This window comes from Kitasatospora sp. NPDC036934 (assembly GCF_055608425.1).
Genome location: NZ_JBVJQR010000010.1, coordinates 274,983 through 295,436 on the forward strand (window position 1 = coordinate 274,983; position 20,454 = coordinate 295,436).

11 protein-coding genes and 1 pseudogene are annotated in these 20,454 nt (G+C 73.5%); 10 read left to right on the plus strand and 2 right to left on the minus strand.

The window, feature by feature from the left end:
* The first annotated feature begins 222 nt into the window (after positions 1-222).
* The 7 genes from ACZ7BZ_RS17980 (at position 223) to ACZ7BZ_RS18010 (ending at position 13,006) form a co-directional block, all read left to right on the plus strand.
* Positions 223-3,261: a putative bifunctional diguanylate cyclase/phosphodiesterase gene (locus tag ACZ7BZ_RS17980; protein ID WP_470359135.1), complete on the plus strand. Its 3,039-nt coding sequence runs from the start codon at positions 223-225 to the stop codon at positions 3,259-3,261.
* A 329-nt stretch (positions 3,262-3,590) separates the two neighbouring features.
* A complete protein-coding gene (locus ACZ7BZ_RS17985) occupies positions 3,591-5,438 on the plus strand; it encodes an acetolactate synthase large subunit (RefSeq protein ID WP_470359136.1) in 1,848 nt (615 codons plus the stop codon).
* A 35-nt stretch (positions 5,439-5,473) separates the two neighbouring features.
* The gene (gene ilvN, locus ACZ7BZ_RS17990) at positions 5,474-5,998 is read left to right on the plus strand and encodes an acetolactate synthase small subunit (RefSeq protein ID WP_030286969.1); all 525 of its coding nucleotides are present in this window, start codon (positions 5,474-5,476) and stop codon (positions 5,996-5,998) included.
* A gap of 104 nt (positions 5,999-6,102) precedes the next feature.
* Positions 6,103-7,101, plus strand: coding sequence for a ketol-acid reductoisomerase (gene ilvC / locus ACZ7BZ_RS17995; RefSeq protein ID WP_380460523.1), 999 nt, complete (start codon positions 6,103-6,105; stop codon positions 7,099-7,101).
* Positions 7,102-7,335: 234 nt separating this feature from the next.
* Positions 7,336-8,922: a phosphoglycerate dehydrogenase gene (serA, locus tag ACZ7BZ_RS18000; protein ID WP_465740882.1), complete on the plus strand. Its 1,587-nt coding sequence runs from the start codon at positions 7,336-7,338 to the stop codon at positions 8,920-8,922.
* Positions 8,923-9,268: 346 nt separating this feature from the next.
* Positions 9,269-9,430, plus strand: a complete 162-nt coding sequence (locus tag ACZ7BZ_RS18005; RefSeq protein ID WP_470359137.1) for a hypothetical protein — start codon at positions 9,269-9,271, stop codon at positions 9,428-9,430.
* A gap of 219 nt (positions 9,431-9,649) precedes the next feature.
* A complete protein-coding gene (locus ACZ7BZ_RS18010) occupies positions 9,650-13,006 on the plus strand; it encodes a S8 family serine peptidase (RefSeq protein WP_470359138.1) in 3,357 nt (1,118 codons plus the stop codon).
* A gap of 26 nt (positions 13,007-13,032) precedes the next feature.
* Here ACZ7BZ_RS18010 and ACZ7BZ_RS18015 read toward each other — a convergent pair whose 3' ends face one another.
* Positions 13,033-15,504, minus strand: a complete 2,472-nt coding sequence (locus tag ACZ7BZ_RS18015; protein WP_470359139.1) for a YfhO family protein — start codon at positions 15,502-15,504, stop codon at positions 13,033-13,035.
* A 404-nt stretch (positions 15,505-15,908) separates the two neighbouring features.
* Here ACZ7BZ_RS18015 and ACZ7BZ_RS18020 point away from each other — a divergent pair, with 404 nt between their 5' ends.
* The 3 genes from ACZ7BZ_RS18020 to cimA all read left to right on the plus strand — a co-directional run bounded on the left by ACZ7BZ_RS18020 (position 15,909) and on the right by cimA (position 20,281).
* The gene (locus tag ACZ7BZ_RS18020) at positions 15,909-16,946 is read left to right on the plus strand and encodes a 3-isopropylmalate dehydrogenase (RefSeq protein WP_380460515.1); all 1,038 of its coding nucleotides are present in this window, start codon (positions 15,909-15,911) and stop codon (positions 16,944-16,946) included.
* Between the two features lie 213 nt (positions 16,947-17,159).
* On the plus strand, positions 17,160-18,272 hold the full coding sequence (locus ACZ7BZ_RS18025) for a branched-chain amino acid aminotransferase (RefSeq protein WP_380460513.1): 1,113 nt from the start codon (positions 17,160-17,162) through the stop codon (positions 18,270-18,272).
* A gap of 386 nt (positions 18,273-18,658) precedes the next feature.
* Positions 18,659-20,281 carry a citramalate synthase gene (gene cimA, locus ACZ7BZ_RS18030; RefSeq protein WP_470359140.1) on the plus strand — a complete coding sequence of 541 codons (1,623 nt, stop codon included), beginning with the start codon at positions 18,659-18,661 and terminating at the stop codon, positions 20,279-20,281.
* 97 nt (positions 20,282-20,378) lie between these two features.
* On the opposite strand, the pseudogene ACZ7BZ_RS18035 reads toward cimA, so the two are convergent.
* A pseudogene (locus ACZ7BZ_RS18035) lies at positions 20,379-20,454 on the minus strand (ATP-binding protein); the annotation flags it as partial.

Here is a 20,454-nt window from a genome sequence, read left to right on the forward strand (position 1 = left end):
CCTTGTCGCCATTACTCTAAGTTGAGTGTGCGTGTCATTGAGTGACGGATTTGGTGTAGGGTCCCGAGCGGGAGCATCGGTGCGGTGCGGTGGCCGAAAGGTCGCCCACCCCCTGGGTCGCCGTCCTGACGGGGCGCCAGGCCGCCGCGTACGGCCGAGAGGTACGCGGCCGGTGGTCCGTGGCCGGGGCGCCAGGCCCCGGGCCGGAGGGGGAGAGGCCGAGTGAGCTCCACCGATACGGTGCTGCCCGGAGCCGGACGACCGGGCGCGCCGCCCGCCGACGCGTCCGCCGCCGACCCGCCCGCACCTGCCGGGCGCGGCCCGCTGGGCCGGCTCCGGACTGGCCGCACGCTGCCCGGCCTCGCCCTCGGCGGGCTCTGCCTGGCCTATGCCCTGGGCGCCTCCACCGGCTGGGGATCACACCAACTCGCCCAGTTCATGGGCGACTTCGGGCTCGCCGCGGCGGCCCTGGCGGCCGCGCTGTCCTGCCTGGTGTACGGCTGCACGGTCGGCGGACAGGCCCGCCCGGCCTGGCTGCTGTTCGGCCTCTCCTCGTTCATGGTCTCCCTCGGCAACGGCACCTGGGGCTGGTACGAGGTGGTCGTGCGCACCGCCACGGTGCCGCAGGGCTCGCTCGCCCAGTACGCCTTCCTGCTCTTCCCCCCGCTCGCCATCACCGGCGTGCTGGTGCTCGCCCAGCACCCGCGTTCGGCGGCCGGCTGGCTGTGCCTGTTGCTGGACGGCTGGCTGATCGCCGGCTCGCTGTTCACCCTCGGCTGGAGCCTGGCGCTGGGCCGGATCGCGGCCGGCGAGACCGGCTCCCCGCTGGACCTGGCGCTCAACCTGGCCTACCCGGTGCTGGACATCCTGCTGGTCAGCCTGGTGGTCGGACTGCGCTTCGGCGGCCGGGACGGCAACCGGGCGGCGGTGCACACCGCGATGCTCGCGCTCGCCGTCACCGTGACCTGCGACGCCCTGTTCACCTCCCCGGAGCTGCACAGCAGCTACCACTCCGGCGAACTGCTGGACGCCGGCTGGTTCGCCGGCAGCCTGCTGCTGGCGTGGGCGCCGTGGTCCTCGCGCTGGCGCCGACCGCTGCGCGAGCACCCCTCGGCAGGCGGCCTGCCGCGCCGCCGGGTGGCCACCACCTTCAGCGCGCTCACGCCGTACGCGGCCGCCGCGGTGTGCACCGCGGGCATCCTCTACAACGCCCTCGGCGGACGGCAGTTGGACCGCGTGGTGGCCGCGGCCGCGTGCACCGTCGGGCTGGCGCTGATCCTCAGGCAGGGCGTCATGCTGCTCGACAACCTGTCGCTGGCCCAGGAGCTCGCCCACAAGGAGGCGCACTTCCGCTCCCTGGTCCAGGGCTCCAGCGACGTCATCATGATCGCCGGGGCCAACGGCGTGCTCTCGTACGTCTCCCCGGCGGCGCTCGGCGTCTACGGGCGGGACCCGGAGGAACTGGTCGGCGGCAACCTGCTCGACCTCGTCCACCCCGAGGACGTGGGCCGGGTGCTCTCGGAGGTCCGCCGCTACCTGGCGCGGGTGCGGCTCGCCGCGCACCGCACCCCGGGCACCGTCGAGTCCTCGGCGCGGGTGGAGTGCCGGATCAGCTCCGGCGTCGGCGAGTGGCTGCACGTCGAGTCGACCGTCAGCCGGCACCGCGACGGGCTGCTGCTGAACAGCCGGGACGTCACCGAACGCGTCATGCTCCAGGCCCAGTTGCAGCACAACGCGTTCCACGACCCGCTCACCGACCTGCCCAACCGGGCACTGTTCACCCAGCGGCTGCGCGGCGCCCTCGGCACCCGCGGCCAGCAGGGCGGCACCGGCGCCGGCATCGCGGTGCTCTTCCTCGACCTGGACGGCTTCAAGGCGGTCAACGACACCGCCGGCCACCAGGTCGGCGACGAACTGTTGGTGCAGGCCGCCCGCCGGCTGCAGGGCGCCGTCCGCTGCGGGGACACCGTCGCCCGGTTCGGCGGCGACGAGTTCGCCGCGCTGGTCTGCGGCCCGCTCGGCAAGCTGCAGGTCCAGGAACTGGCCGAGCGGCTGCGGGTCGCGCTGTCCGAGCCGTACTGGATCGGCGGCGTGGAACTCGGCGTCGCCGCCAGCATCGGCATCGCCTTCGGCACCCCGGAACGCGGTCCGGCCGCCGACCCCAGGGCCGCCGCCGACGAGCTGATGCGCAACGCCGACCTGGCGATGTACCGGGCCAAGTCCGAGGGCAAGGGCCGGGTGGTGCTCTACACCCCCGCGATGCGGGCCGACCTGGAGCGCCGCAGCGACCTGGAGGAACGGCTGCGGGTGGCTGTCCGGGAGGGCGGGTTCGCCCTGCTCCACCAGCCCGTGGTGGACCTCGCCAGCGGCGCGATCACCGCCGTCGAGGCGCAGGCGCGCTGGCGCTCGGCGGGCGGACTGCTGCTCACCCCGGCCGAGTTCCTGCGCTCGGCCGAGCACGGTGACGCCGGCGCCCGGTTCTCCCGCTGGCTGATCCACGAGGCGGTCACCGCCGCGGCCGGCCGACGCGACCCGTCCGCCCGCGGCCGAGGCGCGCCGGCGCCCGTCCCGGTGGCCGTCCGGCTCTCCGTCGAGCGGCTCTGCTCGCCCGGCCTGTACGAGACGGTGGCCGCGGCGCTGCGCGACAGCGGACTGCCGGCCGACGGGTTGGTGATCGAGGTGGCCCGGATGGGCCCGGACCGGCTCGCCGACGAACTCGGCCGCCGACTGGCCGCGCTGCGCAGGCTCGGCGTCTCCACCTGGCTGGCCGGCTACGGCGCGGGCGGCGGCTCGCTCGGAGCGCTCGCCCGGCTGCCGCTGGACGGGCTGAAGCTGGACCGCACGCTGGTCCAGGACCTGGGCGAGTCCGGACTCAGCCGCACCCTGGCCGGGCACGTCCTGCGGCTCGGCCGGGACCTCGGGATGGCCACCGCCGCCGAGGGGGTGGACCTGCCCCGGCAGGTCGCCGCGCTGCAGGAGCTGGGCTGCCGGCTGGCCCAGGGCTCGGCCTTCGCCCCGCCGCTGGACGAGACCCGGCTGCGCCGGGCACTGGGCCGCCGCGGCTACCCGCTGCCCAAGCCGCTCGGTTCGCTCTCCGCCCGCCGCGGCTACCTGGCCGCGGACCCCCGTACGAGTGGCCGGCCGGACTCCCCGGGGGGACGTGTCGTACATCACCACGGGGCCTCCGACCTGCCCGAACACCGGGCCGTGGCCGGTCCGGGAGCAGGTCCGCATGGCGAGACGGTCATCCCACCTGCTTGACACGCCACCCCGGACGGGAGGATGGTCGTTGCCATGCGCACCCGAATTCTCGTACTTGGCGGGCGCGTCGGCTGAGTGGGTTCACACGCCCCGCTCGTGACAGACCGACGCGCCACCCCTCGCATGCCCTTGGGCACGAGGGGTTTTTTGTTGCACTGACGCTGTTCCCTCCGCAAGACCCCTGGCCCCGACCGGCCCGAAGAGTCCGACTTGTCGGATCGAGCGGGACGATTGAGGCAGAGCCGGCGATCGGCCCGGACCGGGACCCCACCCTCGCACCACCGGGGCCCGCAGTACCGGACCGGCAAAACCCGAGAAGAGACAGGCAGATGACCGAGCACGCCGCATCCCCCCGCCGCGGGGACAACCCGGCCGCCCATGCTCCCCAGCACGTCGCCGAGACCATGACCGGAGCCCAGTCGCTCATCCGCTCGCTCGAGGCCGTGGGCGCGGACACCGTCTTCGGCATCCCGGGCGGGGCCATCCTTCCCGCGTACGACCCGCTGATGGACTCGGTCAAGGTGCGCCACATCCTCGTCCGGCACGAGCAGGGCGCCGGCCACGCCGCCACCGGCTACGCCCAGGCCACCGGCAAGGTCGGGGTCTGCATGGCCACCTCCGGTCCCGGCGCCACCAACCTGGTCACCCCGATCGCCGACGCCTACATGGACTCCGTGCCGGTCGTCGCCATCACCGGCCAGGTCTCCTCCAAGGCGATCGGCACCGACGCCTTCCAGGAGGCGGACATCTGCGGCATCACGATGCCGATCACCAAGCACAACTACCTGGTCACCGACCCGGCCGAGATCCCCCGGGTGATCGCCGAGGCCTTCCACATCGCCGCCACCGGCCGGCCCGGCCCCGTCCTGGTCGACATCGCCAAGGACGCCCTGCAGGCCACCACCACCTTCCGGTGGCCGGTCGAGACCGCGCTGCCCGGCTACCGCCCGGTCACCAAGCCGCACGCCAAGCAGATCCGCGAGGCCGCGAAGATGCTGGTCGGCAGCAAGCGCCCGGTGCTCTACGTCGGCGGCGGCGTGCTCAAGGCGCAGGCCACCGCCGAGCTGCGGATCCTCGCCGAGCTGACCGGCGCCCCGGTCGTCACCACCCTGATGGCCCTCGGCGCCTTCCCGGACAGCCACCCCCAGCACCTGGGCATGCCCGGGATGCACGGCTCCGTCCCGGCCGTCACCGCGCTGCAGAAGTCGGACCTGCTGTTCACCCTCGGCGCCCGCTTCGACGACCGGGTCACCGGCAAGCTGGACAGCTTCGCCCCGTACGCCAAGATCGTGCACGCGGACATCGACCCGGCCGAGATCGGCAAGAACCGCCCGGCGGACGTGCCGATCGTCGGCGACGCCCGCGAGGTCCTGGCCGACCTGATCGTCGCCGTCCAGGCCGAGTTCGACGCCGGCCACAAGGGCGACTACACGGAGTGGTGGGAGAAGCTCGACGAGTGGAAGAAGACCTACCCGCTGGGCTTCGAGCCGGCCCCGAACGGCCAGCTCTCCCCGCAGCAGGTCATCGAGCGGATCGGCCGGATCGTCGGCCCGGAGGCGATCTACGCGGCGGGCGTCGGCCAGCACCAGATGTGGAGCTCGCAGTACATCCGCTTCGAGAAGCCCGGCACCTGGCTCAACTCCGGTGGCGCCGGCACCATGGGCTACGCCGTCCCGGCGGCGATGGGTGCCAAGGCGGGCCGTCCGGAGTCGGTGGTCTGGGCCATCGACGGCGACGGCTGCTTCCAGATGACCAACCAGGAGCTGGTCACCTGCGCCCTGAACGACATCCCGATCAAGGTCGCGGTCATCAACAACGGCTCGCTGGGCATGGTCCGGCAGTGGCAGACGCTGTTCTACAACCAGCGCTACTCCAACACCGTGCTGCACTCCGGTCCGGACCACGACGGCATCGCCCCGCCGGCCCAGGGCACCCGGATCCCCGACTTCGTCAAGCTGTCCGAGGCGATGGGCTGCGTCGGTCTGCGCTGCGAGCGCCCCGAGGACCTGGACGCGGTCATCGAGCAGGCGATGGCGATCAACGACCGCCCGGTGGTCATCGACTTCATCGTCCACCAGGACGCGATGGTGTGGCCCATGGTCGCGGCCGGCACCAGCAACGACGAGATCCAGTTCGCCAAGGGCGTCCGGCCCGACTTCGGCGAAGATCTCGACTGACCGCCCCGAACCCTCCAGAACGACTGAGGAACCACATGTCCAAGCACACCCTCTCCGTCCTGGTCGAGAACAAGCCCGGCGTGCTCGCCCGCATCGCCGCGCTGTTCTCCCGTCGGGGCTTCAACATCGACTCCCTCGCCGTCGGCCCGACCGAGCACCCGGACGTGTCCCGGATGACGATCGTGGTCAACGTCGAGGACCTCCCGCTGGAACAGGTCACCAAGCAGCTCAACAAGCTCGTGAACGTGATAAAGATCGTCGAACTCGACCAGTCCGCTGCGATCCAGCGGGAACTGGTCCTGGTGAAGGTCCGCGCCGACAACGAGACCCGGTCGCAGATCGTCGAGATCGTCCAGCTGTTCCGTGCCAAGACCGTCGACGTGTCGCCGGAAGCGGTGACCATCGAGGCCACCGGCAGCTCGGACAAGCTGGAGGCCATGCTCCGGATGCTGGAGCCTTACGGCATCAAGGAGTTGGTCCAGTCCGGCCTGGTCGCCATCGGCCGCGGCGCGCGCTCCATCACGGACCGCTCGCTGCGCGCCCTCGACCGCAGCGCGTAACCGCAGCGCGTAACCGTCTCACCTTCTGAAGCAACGATCCGTACCCCGCCGGGCCGACCTAGGCTGGGAACCCCGGCACCCATCACGCAAGGAGATGTGCCCCCGTGGCCGAGCTGTTCTACGAAGACGACGCCGACCTGTCCATCATCCAGGGCCGCAAGGTCGCGGTCATCGGCTACGGCAGCCAGGGCCACGCCCACGCGCTGTCCCTGCGCGACTCCGGCGCCGACGTCCGGGTCGGCCTGAAGCCGGAGTCCAAGTCCCGTGCCAAGGCCGAGGAGGCCGGCCTGCGCGTGGTCACCCCCGCCGAGGCCGCGGCCGAGGCCGACGTCATCATGATCCTGGTGCCGGACCCGATCCAGGCCGACGTCTACGAGGCGGACATCGCCCCGCACCTGAAGGCCGGCGACGCCCTGTTCTTCGGCCACGGCCTGAACATCCGCTTCGGCTTCATCAAGCCCCCGGCGGACGTCGACGTCTGCATGGTCGCCCCGAAGGGCCCGGGCCACCTGGTCCGCCGCCAGTACGAGGAGGGCCGCGGCGTCCCCGCGATCGTCGCGGTCGAGCAGGACGCCTCGGGCGGCGCCTTCGCCCTGGCGCTGTCGTACGCCAAGGGCCTGGGCGCCACCAAGGCCGGCGTCATCAAGACCACCTTCACCGAGGAGACCGAGACCGACCTGTTCGGTGAGCAGGCCGTCCTCTGCGGTGGCACCGCCGCCCTGGTGAAGGCCGGGTTCGAGACCCTGGTCGAGGCCGGCTACCAGCCGGAGATCGCCTACTTCGAGTGCCTGCACGAGCTGAAGCTGATCGTCGACCTGATGTACGAGGGCGGCCTGGAGAAGATGCGCTGGTCGGTCTCCGAGACCGCCGAGTGGGGCGACTACGTCACCGGCCCGCGCATCATCACCGCCGACACCAAGGCCGAGATGAAGAAGGTCCTGGCCGAGATCCAGGACGGCACCTTCGCCAACACCTGGATCGCCGAGTACAAGGCGGGCCTGCCCAAGTACAACGAGTACAAGAAGGCCGACGAGGACCACCTGCTGGAGACCACCGGCAAGAAGCTGCGCTCGCTGATGAGCTGGGTCAACGAGAAGGCCTGAGGCTCTTCGCCCCTCTCTCGTGTAACTCCCTTGTACAAGTAGGCTGCTCTCGTCCGGGTGATTTCGCCGGACGGGAGCAGCCCCGTACTCTGCCCGCCGATACACTCCCGAGTGCGCGTCAGGCCCACAGCGTCGTGCGTCTACCTACGCGGCCATGCCACCTTCCCCCGCCCTCCACGCCACCTACGTGCCCGGGGGAACCGGACAGTTAAGGACAACACTGTCGTGAGCACTGTGACCTCCAAAAGCGCCGTCGTACTGATCGCCGAAGAGCTCTCGCCCGCCACCGTCGACGCCCTCGGCCCCGACTTCGAGATCCGCCACTGCAACGGCGCCGACCGCACCGAGCTGCTCACCGCGATCGCCGACGTGGACGCGATCCTGATCCGCTCCGCCACCAAGGTCGACGCCGAGGCGCTGGCCGCCGCCCGCCGGCTCAAGGTGGTCGCCCGGGCCGGCGTGGGCCTGGACAACGTTGACGTGGCCGCCGCCACCAAGGCCGGCGTGATGGTCGTCAACGCGCCGACCTCCAACATCGTCACCGCCGCCGAACTCGCCTGCGGCCTGCTGATCTCCGTCGCCCGCAACATCGCCCCCGCCAACTCGGCGCTCAAGCAGGGCGAGTGGAAGCGCAACAAGTACACCGGCGTCGAGCTCAGCGAGAAGACCCTCGGCGTGGTCGGCCTCGGCCGGATCGGCGTCCTGGTCGCCCAGCGGATGTCCGCGTTCGGGATGAAGATCGTCGCGTACGACCCCTACATCCAGGCCGCCCGCGCCGCGCAGATGGGTGTCAAGCTGGTCTCGCTGGAGGAGCTGCTGGAGGTCTCGGACTTCATCACCGTCCACCTCCCCAAGACCCCCGAGACCATCGGCCTGATCGGCGACGAGGCGCTGCACAAGGTCAAGCCGAGCGTGCGCATCGTCAACGCCGCCCGCGGCGGCATCGTGGACGAGGAGGCGCTCGCCAGCGCCCTGCGCGAGGGCCGGGTGGCCGGCGCGGGCCTGGACGTGTACGCGAAGGAGCCGTGCACCGACTCCCCGCTGTTCGCCTTCGACAACGTGGTCGCCACCCCGCACCTGGGCGCCTCCACCGACGAGGCGCAGGAGAAGGCCGGCATCGCGGTCGCCAAGTCGGTGCGCCTGGCGCTGGCCGGCGAGCTGGTGCCGGACGCCGTCAACGTCCAGGGCGGCGTGATCGCCGAGGACGTGCGCCCGGGCCTGCCGCTGGCCGAGAAGCTCGGCCGGATCTTCACCGCGCTGGCCGGCGAGGTGGCCGTCCGGCTGGACGTCGAGGTCCGTGGCGAGATCACCCAGCACGATGTGAAGGTACTCGAACTGTCCGCGCTGAAGGGCGTGTTCGAGGACGTGGTGGCGGAGACGGTGTCCTACGTCAACGCCCCGCTGTTCGCCCAGGAGCGCGGCGTCGAGGTCCGGCTGACCACCTCCAGCGAGAGCGCCGAGCACCGCAACGTGATCACCGTGCGCGGCACGCTGGCGAACGGCGAGGAGATCGCCATCTCCGGCACCCTGGCCGGCCCGAAGCAGACCCAGAAGATCGTCGGCGTGGACACCTTCGACGTCGACGTGGCGCTCACCGACCACATGGCCTTCTTCAAGTACGAGGACCGCCCCGGCGTGGTCGGCGTGCTCGGCCGCCACCTCGGCGACGCCGGCATCAACATCGCGGGCATGCAGGTCGCCCGGGACGGCGGCGGCGCCCTCGCCTCCATCACCGTGGACAGCGAGATCCCGCAGGACGTGCTGACCGTGATCGCCGCCGAGATCGGCGCCCGCTTCGCGCGCTCGGTCGACCTGGGCTGAGCCACCCCGCCCCGGCGCTGACCAGGGCCCGGACCGCCGTTCCGACGGCGGTCCGGGCCCTGCTGCGTCCTCCCGGGTGGCCCCCGTCTCAGATACTAGGAAATCCAAGTATTCGTGCAGACACGGCCGGGCCGGGGTCGTACCGTGGAAGGGCCATACGGTGTGCCGCCCCTGTAGCCAGGGCCTGCGGCCCGTGTGCGCGTGCGCCCCCACGGGCAGGCGACCCCTGCCCCGCGCGCCCTCCCCGTCGTCCGTCACCACCCTTCTCGGGGCGTGCCGCGCGCGACACCCCTGGTTCTCCCGTCCCTCCCGCCGCGCCCCGCGCGCCGCTTCCAAGGAGCCCGGTATGCCCACCACCGCCGACCGCCACGCCACTTCCGCCCCCGCCGCCACCCCCATCCGCGCCCCGCGCCGCCGCCGGGCCGCCGAGCGGAACCCCTTCGCCGCCGCCGCGCTGCAGCGCTCGCTGGACCGCCGGGACAACGGCGGCTCCACCGGCCACAGCTGAGCGCGGGCGCCGTCGGCGTTCATCGGCCTACTGGGCCGATCGGGCTGGCGCGGCGTCACCCCGTAGAGTGCAACTGAGGTCCGTCCGAGGGAACTTGCTCGCCCTCATCATCGCGATCATCCTAATTTGGGGCCCCCGGAAGGGTGATCGACGTCCGCGCGGGCGGGCGTCAGCGACACGGTGTGCGGATCAGTGCCCCTTCCCGGGGGAGAGGGCCCAGTGCGTCTGCCACCCGTCCGCCGACCGATCGCCCGGATCGGCCTCACCCTGGCTCTGCTGGCCGGAACCGCGGCGCTCGCCGCCACCCCGGCCGCAGGCGGTCCGCCCAGCGCGGGGCTGCCCAGTGCGGGACCGCCGGGCGCGGGCCGAACGGCCTCCGTCCTGCTCGAACTCACCACCGAGGCGGCCGGCCCCGCCTGGCGGCGTGCCGCCGAGGGCGCGCGGCGGGCCCAGCGCTCGCCGGAGGCCGTCCGCCGGGAGGCCGCCCAGGCCGGCGCCGGCCAGCGGTCCCGGGCCGGGGACGCGCTCGACCGGCTCGCCGAGGCCGTGCACCACGCGGCGCCCGCCGCCCACGAGCTTTACCGCACCCGCACCCTGCTCACCGGCCTGGCCGTCAGCGCCCCCGCCGACCGGCTGCCCGCGCTGCGGGCGCTGCCCGGGGTACGGGCCGTCCACCCGATCGTGAACAAGCAGCGCGACAACGCCTACTCCGTCCCGCTGACCGGCGCCCCCCAGGTCTGGTCCGGCGACGCGGTGGTGGCCGGGAACACCGGCCAGGGCGTCCGGATCGGCATCATCGACAGCGGCATCGACTACACCCACGCCGACTTCGGCGGCCCCGGCACCGAAGAGGCCTTCCGCTCGGTCGAGCGCGGCAAGCCCGCCCCGGCCGCGCTGTTCCCCAACGCCAAGGTGATCGGCGGCAAGGACCTCGTCGGCGACGACTACAACCCCGACCCGGCAGCCCCGAACCACCAGCCGGTGCCGCACCCCAGCGACAACCCGCTGGACTGCGTGCGCAACGGGCACGGCACCCACGTCGCCGGCACCGCGGCCGGGTACGGCGTCACCGCCGACGGCCACCCGTACACCGGCCCGTACCGGCCCGGACTCGACCCGGCCTCCTTCCGGATCGGCCCCGGCGCCGCCCCCGGCGCCCAGCTGTACGCGATCCGGGTGTTCGGCTGCGACGGCTCCACCGACCGGCTCGCCCAGGCGCTCGACCTGGCCGCCGACCCGAACGGCGACGGCGACCTGGGCGACCGGCTCGACGTGGTCAACCTGTCCCTCGGCAGCCGCTTCGGCAGCCCCGACGACGCCGACGCGCTGGCCGTCGACCGGCTCGCCGAACTGGGCACCGCGGTGATCGCGGCGGCCGGCAACGAGGGCGACGTGTACGGCATCGGCGGCAGCCCCGGCACCGCCGTCCGGGCGATCACCGTCGCCGCCTCCGTGCACGGGCACGCCGACGTGGACGGCATCACCGTGCTCGCCCCCGCCGAACTGGCCGGGGTCGTACCCGGCCACTGGAGCGAGCGCTACCAAGGCTGGACCGGCACCGATGTCAGCGGCGGACTCGCCGTACCCGTCGACCAGGCGGACGGCTGCGGCGAGTTCAGCGCGGCCGACAAGCAGCGGCTCAAGGGGCGGATCGCGGTGCTCACCTGGCGCACCCGCGACCCCGACCGGGCCTGCAACTCCGGTCCGCGCGCCGACCACGCCGCCGACGCCGGGGCGATCGGCGCGCTCTACGCCGCCGACACCGACCACCTCGCCGAGATCTCCGGCGACGACCGGATCCCGGCCGTCCTGCTCGGCCGCGCCGACGGCGAACGGCTGCTCAAGGCCGCCGCCGCGGGTGACGTCCGGGTCCGGCTCGCCGCGCCCGGCAACCCGCTGCACGGCTCGGTCGCGCAGAACCAGCCGGACCGGGTCGACACCCTCACCGACTTCACCTCCCGGGGCATCGGCCTGCCCGGCGTGGTCAAGCCCGACCTCGCCGCCCCCGGGGAGAGCATCTGGTCCGCCCTGGTCGGCAGCGGCACCGGCGGGGAGCGCGAGAACGGCACCTCGATGGCCACCCCGCACGTCGCCGGGCTGGCCGCGTTGGTCCGCGCCGCACATCCGGACTGGCCGGTCGAGCAGGTCAAGGCCGCGCTGATGAACACCAGCACGGACACCTACCTCGGCGACGACCACGGCGGCCCGGTCTACGGTCCCGAGCGCACCGGCGCCGGCCGGGCCCGGGTCGACGGAGCGGTCCACACCCCGGTCGTCGCCTACGCGGCGGGGGAGGGCGCCCCGGCGGGCAGCGTCGGCGTCTCCTACGGGCCGGTCGAGGTCAGCGGGCCGACGGCCCTCGACCGGACGATCGAGCTGCACAACTACTCGTCCGAGCCGCAGAGTTACCGCACCGGCTACGCGGCGGCCACCGAACTGCCGGGCGCCGCCTTCGAGGTGGCGCCCGCCGTGGTGGACGTCCCGGCCGGCGGCGCCGCGCGGGTGCGGGTGACGCTGTCCGTACGAGGGAAGTTGGGCCGCGTGCCCGACCCGACCATCGACACCGTGCAGGGCGGCCGGGCCCGCAGCTACCGCGGCGAGCTGTCCGGACGGGTGCTGTTCAGCCCGGTCACCGACCAGGCCCTGCCGCAGTTGAGGGTCCCGGTGTTCGCCGCCCCGCGCCCCACCGGCGACCTCGGCGCCACCGCCGCCGTCCGGACCGCCCGGGACGGGACCCTCGTCACCCTCGGCGGCAGCGCCGCCCCCGGCGAGGCGCCCGGACTGGTCAGCGCCCTCGCCCTCGGCGGCGAGGACGACCGCTGGCCGGACTGCCCGCCCGGCGGCGGCAAGGCCGTGGGCCCCGGCGCCGGAATCCGGCCCGAGGACGGCCGGGACGCGGCCGAGCAGCACCGCGACCTCTGCGTCGAACACCCCGGCGACCGGGCCGCCAACCTGCGGGCCGTGGGCGCGGCCGCCGACTCCGACCTGCTGTACGTGGGTGCCCGGCTGTGGGCCCCGGCGGCCACTCCGGTCGGGCTGTACGGGGTGCGGGTGTCGCTGGACACCGACGGGGACGGCGTCACCGACGTCATCCTCAAGGCCGACCGGCTGCGCGGCAGCGACGTCCTGGTCTCCCGCGCCCTCGACGCCCGCACCGGCGCCGAACTCGACGTCCAGCCGCTCAACGCCCGCTGGGGCGACACCGACACCGAGCTGCTGGACAGCGACGTCGTGGTCCTCCCCGTCCGGCTGAGCGCCCTGCCCGGCGTCGCACCCGGCCACAGCACCGTCCACTACGGCGTCTGGACCGGCGTCGCGGCGCCCGGGCAGCCCGACCCGGCGGAGGCCTTGTCCGCCATCGGCCTGCGCGGGACCGGCCCCACCGTTCCGCTGGACGTCCTGCACCCGACCCTGACCGTCCGGACCGGCCTCGACGGCCCGCCCGCCGTGGTCGCCCCGGCCGGCCCCGGCACCGTCCTCGACGTGCACCGCACGCCGGGCGACACCTCCCGGCTGCTGCTGCTCCACCACCTCAATCCGGCCGACCGCCGGGGCCAGGTGATCGACCTGCCGTAACCCCCGCTGTGGTCCTGGCCGCCCGGCTACGACCGGGCGGCCAGCCGGCGTTCGCGGCGGGGAGTGCGGGTGGGACGGCGGGAGAGGCGGGCGAAGACGGCGGCCAGGGCGAGCACGGCGGCCGTGCCGGTGGCGACGGTCAGCCCCTCGGTCAGGCCGGGCGGGCGGAAGACACAGGCGATCCGGTCGGCGCCGCCGCCGAGCGGGACGCCGATCATGCCGAGCACCGGGGTGGGGGCGGTCCCGCTGCCGCCGTCGGTGGCGCAGGTCCAGCCCTCGGTGGCGGGGACGGAGAGCAGTGCGGTGCCGGTGGAGCCCGGGGGGAGGACGGCGGTGAGGGTGTGTCCGCCGGCCCGGACCCGGGTGTCGCCGGTGGCGGTGAGCCGGGTGACCGCGGCGGCCAGGGCGTCGGACCGCAGGCAGCCGATCGGGCGGGCGGGCACCTGGCTGACGACGTCCGAGCGCAGCGTCACCCGGACCACCCCGTCGGCCGGGACGGTCCCCAGTCGGTGGACGGCCACCGCCGTGGTGGGCTGCTCGCCGTCGCTGCGGTAGTCGGTGCCCAGGCCGCTGACCGTGCCCCGGTACCAGACCCCGTGGAAGTACGCCGTCGAGCCCGGGGTGCAGGCGGCGGTGAACACCGTGCCCTCCCCGCCGCCCGGCACCGACCAGCCGCTGGTGCCGTGCAGGGTGGGCGCCGGGCCGCCCGCCGGGACGGGCAGCGGGGCGTCGTACACCTGGCTGCCGAGAAGTGACTCCTGGCGGGCCCAGACCGAGGAGGTGGCGGTGCGGGCACCCGGCGGCAGCACGGTGACCAGCGGCGGAGCCACGGCCCGGACGGCGGTGAAGCCGTAGGGCGGCGGCCCGTCGTCCAGGTGGGCGCGGATCCCGAACAGGGCCTGCCCGACCGGGTCGGTGACGCTGCCGGTCTGCCGCCCGCCGGCCGTCCAGCCGGCGCCCAGGTCGTGCAGCAGCAGGGCGGCGACGGTCGGCAGGTAGCCGCTGGAGTAGCCGCCGCCCTGGCCGTTCAGCAGCAGCGGGTCGTTCGGGGTGAGGGTGTTCGGGCCCGGGTCGCTGCGTCCGTCCGGCCAGTCGGCGCCGGCCCGGACGGCGGCGTGCCCGGCCCGGACGGCGGCCGGGGAGACGCTGTCGTCCGGGGCCGCGCCGAGCGCCGCGTACCCGGACCAGACGGCGTTGCCGAGCACCGCGCCGCCGATCACCCAGGTGGCCACGGCGTTCGCCCGCCGGTCGGTGTGCCGGCGGTCCAGCACCCAGAGCGCGGCCAGCAGGACGGTACCGCCCAGGCCCAGCAGGACCCAGGTGGAGGCGGGCACCGAGCGCCGGGCGGCCACCAGGACGGCGATCACCGCGACCAGGGCGGCGCCGCCCAGCAGGGTGAACCGGTCCGGCCGGTGGGCCAGCGACACCCAGCCGGCCAGCACCAGCAGCCCGCTGAGCACGAAGGACACCCGGTACGGCCCGCCGGCCGGGATCGCCAGCCCGTGCCAGACCAGCACGGTCGGCGTCCAGAGGAAGCTGAGCACCACCAGCAGCAGCGCCACGGACCAGGCCGCCCGCTCGCGGAGCCGCACCCGGCGGTTGAACGGCAGTCCGCACACCAGCAGCAGCCCGAGCACCCCGATCGCCACGTCCGGCAGCGGGCGCCCGGTGGTGGCGGGCAGCAGCTGGGCGAGGTGCCCCTCGAAGCCGGACGGGCCGAGCGGCCGCACCGGGGACTCCGGCTGGGCGCCGCGCGCGGCGCGGACGGCGACGAACAGCACGGGGGAGGCGAGCAGCAGCCCGGTGGCGGTCAGGGTGACGGCCCGGCCGGTGCAGCGGACCCGGTGCCGGAAGGCGCGCGGGGTGGCGAACAGCCTTACGGCGAACAGGAGTCCGGCGACCGCGGTGGCCAGTGCGGCGGTGTACAGGTTGCCCGCCCAGGCGAGCGCGACGCACAGCGAACCGGCCACCCAGCGGCGCTCGTGCAGGCACCAGTCCCCGACCAGGCCGAGCAGCGGCAGCGAGACCAGGCCCCACAGCCACATCGGCGCACCGCCGCCGACGTCCAGCACCCAGGCGCAGAGCCCGTACCCGACGGCGGTGGGCACCCGCAGCCAGCGCGGGCCGGGGTGCAGCCGGCCGAGCAGGTGGGCCATCAGGGCGGTGCCGAGGCCGATGGTGGCCAGGGTGACCAGGAAGACGGCGAGCTGTCCCTGGTCGCGGGGGAGCAGGGCGGTCAGCCAGGACAACGGGTTCATCAGGTAGGCGAAGAAGTCGGCCAGGAACGGGACGCCGTAGCCGCTGTTCCAGTTGAACAGGAGGTCCCCGGCGGCCTGTCCGTGCAGCAGGTCCCACAGGTGCGCGTGGTACGGCACGGCCACCGCGCCCGCCCCGCCCGGCCACCGCCCGCGCAGCCCCGCCGCCAGCGCGAACCCGCCCGCCGCCAGCCCGGCCGCCGCCCCGCAGACCAGCACCTCCCGCCGCCGCTCGGCCTTCACCCACGCGCCCCGTTCTGCCAGGAATCCCGGACCACGCCACCCTAAGCGCGCCCCCGGCGCACCACGGGCCACCCGCGCTCCGTCGAAGGAGTGACGCGGTGGCGGTGGTAGGGCTGGACCTGCAACGGTGCCTCTGTGGAACCGGACGTCGACCTTGTCTTGCCGGATCGGCTGCGGCCTCCGGCTGTCCGCTACACCGCGTCACTTCTGGCGCATCGAGCACGAGCGGGGGCGACCAGTCGCCCGCACGTACGAGCTGGACGGGACTCCGAGGAGGTATGTGCAGAGCGGAACCCTGGCGGCGCTTGACGGTCCGGCAACCGTGTCCGCTCGACCTCACCCCTTCTCGTCCGGATGCTGGACGTGAGGTGTCAGTACCTGGGACGGCGGAGTAGGGTCCGAGCATGTCTCGCACCATTCGTCTCGCAGTTGTCCCGGGTGACGGCATCGGCCAGGAAGTCGTGGCCGAGGGCCTGAAGGTCCTGGCGGCCGTCCTTCCCGCCGACGTGAAGCTGGAGACCACCGAGTACGACCTCGGGGCCCGGCGCTACCACCGGACCGGGGAGACGCTGCCGGACGCCGTGCTGGCGGAGCTCAAGGGCTTCGACGCGATCCTGCTGGGCGCCATCGGGGACCCGAGCGTGCCGTCCGGGGTGCTGGAGCGGGGGCTGCTGCTGAAGCTGCGGTTCGCCTTCGACCACCACATCAACCTCCGGCCGGGCCGGCTGTTCCCGGGAGTGGAGTCCGTGCTGGCCGGTCGCCCGGAGATCGACTTCGTGGTGGTCCGCGAGGGCACCGAGGGTCCGTACGTCGGCAACGGCGGCTCGCTGCGCACCGGGACGCCGCACGAGGTGGCCACCGAGGTCAGCCTGAACACCGCGTACGGCATCGAGCGCGTGGTGCGCGACGCCTACCGCCGGGCCCAGGCGCGGCCGCGCAAGAAGCTCACCCTGGTGCACAAGAACAACGTGCTGGTGCACGCCGGGCACCTGTGGTCGCGGATCTTCGCCGAGGTCGGCCGGGAGTTCCCCGAGGTGACCACCGACTACCTGCACGTCGACGCGGCCACCATCCACCTGGTCGCCTCGCCGGAGCGCTTCGACGTCATCGTCACCGACAACCTGTTCGGCGACATCCTGACCGACCTGGCCGCCGCCGTGACCGGTGGCATCGGGCTCGCCGCGAGCGGCAACATCAACCCGAGCGGCGAGTTCCCGGCCATGTTCGAGCCGGTGCACGGCTCGGCCCCGGACATCGCGGGCCAGGGCAAGGCCGATCCGACCGCCACCGTGCTGTCGGTCGCCATGTTGCTGGAGCACCTCGGCTTCGCCGCCGAGGCCGCCAAGGTGGAGGCCGCCGTCGCGGCGGACCTCGCCGCGCGGGCCGGCGCCCGCTCCACCTCCGAGGTCGGCGACGCGCTCGCCGAGCGAGTAGCCGGCTAGCGGCCGGACCCCCGAGCGGATCCGGCCAGGTGGGCCGGACCGCATAACCGCAGCTTGCAGCTCCCCAAGGAGCGGGCAGCTGTTCGGCACGGCCCTCTGGATGCGAGTATCGACAGTGGGCCGTGCCGTTGTGCGTCCGTTCCGGCGTTGGATCGCCGTAACGTTCCTTCGGCGGTGGCGGCCCGAACGAACCCCACGGTGAAGGAAACAGCCATGAGCACGCCCACCCAGGCGCCCATCTCGTTCGATCTCAAGCCCTCCGCCCACCCGCTGTCCGCGGCGGAGCGCGAGGCCCGGCTGACCAACCCCGGCTTCGGCCGTGTCTTCACCGACCACATGGTCACCATCCGCTGGACCGAGGGCCGTGGTTGGCACGACGCGCAGCTGGTTCCGTACGCGCCGGTCGAGATGGACCCGGCGAACATGACCCTGCACTACGGTCAGGCGATCTTCGAGGGCCTGAAGGCCTACCGCCAGGCCGACGGCTCCATCGCGACCTTCCGCCCCGAGGCCAACGCCCAGCGCTTCCAGGCCTCGGCCCGCCGACTGGCCATGCCGGAGCTGCCGGTGGAGGCCTTCGTGGAGGCCGTCGAGCTGCTGGTCCAGCAGGAGCGGGCGTGGGTCCCGAACGAGCCGGAGCAGAGCCTGTACCTGCGCCCGTTCATGTTCGCCACCGAGGTCGGCCTGGGTGTCCGTCCGGCGAACTCCTACCTGTTCATGATCATCGCCTCCCCGGCCGGCGCCTACTTCCCGGGCGGCGTCAAGCCGGTCTCGGTCTGGCTGTCCAAGGAGTACGTCCGGGCGGCGCCCGGCGGCACCGGCGCCGCCAAGTGCGCGGGCAACTACGCCGCTTCGCTGGTCGCCCAGGCGCAGGCCGCCGAGAAGGGCTGCGACCAGGTGGTCTGGCTCGACGCCGCCGAGCACCGGTGGGTCGAGGAGATGGGCGGCATGAACCTGTACTTCGTCTTCGGCGAGGGCAAGGACGCGAAGATCGTCACCCCGGAGCTGTCCGGCGCGCTGCTGCCCGGCATCACCCGTGACTCGCTGCTTCAGCTCGCCGGCGACCTGGGCTACGCGGTCGAGGAGCGGAAGATCTCCACCGACGAGTGGCAGCAGGCCAACGCCGACGGCACCCTCACCGAGGTCTTCGCCTGCGGCACCGCCGCCGTGATCACCCCGGTCGGCTCGGTGAAGTCCGCCGCCGCCGACTGGACCGTGGGCACCGGCGAGCCCGGCCCGATCACCATGGAGCTGCGCCGCGCCCTGCTGGCCATCCAGGGCGGCCAGCAGCCGGACACCCACAACTGGCTGCACAAGATCGTCTGATCCACGGACGCCGCCACCCCCTCCGGCCTGCCCTGTTCCGCATCGCGAGACGGGCGGGCCGGATCCCGGAGGGTGTGCCAGACTGCCAGCGTGTCCTCGCTTTCGCTGATTATTAGCAGCAGGCGCGCCGGTCCGCAGTGACCGCTCCCGCAGGACCCGATGCGGAGCGACCACGAGCGTCCAGACCCGCGCGCAGACCTCTCGCACCCGCGAGGGGTCTTTTCGCTTTTTGGGCACCGCCCCATTGAGCACAGCCCTCGGACCGGCCGACGGCCCCCACAACGGGCCCGGGGACACCGGGGCCGCGCGCGGGATCCTGGACAGTGGAGCCGGGACGAGAATCCGGCAGAGCAGTACGAACCTCCCCGAACGGAGAACCAGGGGTCATGACCGAGGTCAGCCGTACCGACGACAGCTTCCACGTGTTCGACACCACCCTGCGCGATGGCGCGCAGCGGGAGGGCATCAACCTGACGGTGGCGGACAAGCTGGCCATCGCCCGGCACCTGGACGAGTTCGGGGTCGGCTTCATCGAGGGCGGCTGGCCCGGGGCCAACCCCCGGGACACCGAGTTCTTCGCCCGCGCCGCCGCCGAACTGGAGCTGCGCAACGCCCGGCTGGTCGCCTTCGGCGCCACCCGCCGGGCCGGCGGCAAGGCGGCCGAGGACCCCCAGCTGGCCGCGCTGGTCGCCGCCGGCGCGCCGGTCGTCACCCTGGTCGCCAAGGCCCACGACCGGCACGTCGAACTGGCGCTGCGCACCACGCTGGACGAGAACCTGGAGATGATCCGGGACAGCGTGGAGTTCCTGCGGGCCCAGGGTCGGCGGGTCTTCCTCGACTGCGAGCACTTCTTCGACGGCTACCGGGCCAACCGCGAGTACGCCCTCGCGGTGGTGCGCACCGCCCATCGGGCCGGGGCGGACGTGGTGGTGCTGTGCGACACCAACGGCGGGATGCTGCCGGCCGGCGTCCGGGACACCGTCGCGGACGTGATCGCGGCGACCGGCGCCCGGATCGGCATGCACGCCCAGGACGACACCGGCTGCGCGGTGGCCAACACCCTGGCCGCGGTGGACGCCGGCGCCACCCACGTGCAGTGCACCGCGAACGGCTACGGCGAGCGGGTCGGCAACGCCAACCTGTTCCCGGTGGTCGGCGCGCTGGAGCTGAAGTACGACCGCCGGGTGCTGCCCCCGGGCCGACTGGCCGAGATGACCCGGATCTCGCACGCGATCGCCGAACTGGTCAACCTGGCCCCCTCCACCCACCAGCCGTACGTCGGCTTCTCGGCCTTCGCCCACAAGGCGGGCCTGCACGCCTCCGCGATCAAGGTCGACCCGGACCTGTACCAGCACACCGACCCCGAACTGGTCGGCAACACCATGCGGATGCTGGTCTCGGACATGGCCGGGAGGGCTTCGGTGGAGCTCAAGGGCAAGGAGCTCGGCTACGACCTCTCCGCCGACCGCGACCTGGCCGGCCGGGTGGTGGCCAAGGTGAAGGAGCAGGAGAACCTCGGCTACACCTACGAGTCCGCCGACGCCTCCTTCGAGCTGCTGCTGCGCGACGAGGTGCGCGGCAGCCGGGACCGCTTCTACCGCCCGGAGTCCTGGCGGACCATCAGCGAGCAGGGCCCGGAGGGCGTTTCCGGCAACGAGGCGACGGTGAAGCTGTGGGCCAAGGGCGAGCGCCGGATCGCCATCGGTGAGGGCAACGGTCCGGTCAACGCGCTGGACCAGGCACTGCGGACGGCCCTGGAGGGCATCTACCCGCCGCTGGCCACCTTCGAGTTGGTGGACTACAAGGTCCGCATCCTGGAGGGGCAGCACGGCACCGGCTCCAAGACCCGGGTGCTGATCGAGTCCACCGACGGCGCCGCGACCTGGTCCACGGTCGGGGTGGCCGACAACGTGATCGCCGCCTCCTGGCTGGCCCTGGAGGACGCGTACACCTACGGTCTGATCCGGGCCGGGCTGGAGCCGACCGAACGGTCCGAGCGCTCCGCGTAGTTCGCCCGCCTCGCCCAGCCCCGCCCCGCCTCGCCGAGCCCCGACTCCCGTCGGCCCACCGGACTTCACCCGGTCCGGCGGGCCGTGGCTGTGGTGGTCAGCGGAGTCGGGCGAGGAGGGCGTGTTCGACGAGGGTGATGAGGGCGCTCTTGGCGCTGTCCCGGCGGCGGGCG

Coding starts and splice junctions, on each gene's coding strand:
- ACZ7BZ_RS17985 (WP_470359136.1), top strand. CDS start 3,591: ATGACCGAGCACGCCGCATCCCCCCGCCGCGGGGACAACCCGGCCGCC.
- ilvN (WP_030286969.1), top strand. CDS start 5,474: ATGTCCAAGCACACCCTCTCCGTCCTGGTCGAGAACAAGCCCGGCGTG.
- ACZ7BZ_RS18005 (WP_470359137.1), top strand. CDS start 9,269: ATGCCCACCACCGCCGACCGCCACGCCACTTCCGCCCCCGCCGCCACC.
- ACZ7BZ_RS18020 (WP_380460515.1), top strand. CDS start 15,909: ATGTCTCGCACCATTCGTCTCGCAGTTGTCCCGGGTGACGGCATCGGC.
- ACZ7BZ_RS18025 (WP_380460513.1), top strand. CDS start 17,160: ATGAGCACGCCCACCCAGGCGCCCATCTCGTTCGATCTCAAGCCCTCC.
- cimA (WP_470359140.1), top strand. CDS start 18,659: ATGACCGAGGTCAGCCGTACCGACGACAGCTTCCACGTGTTCGACACC.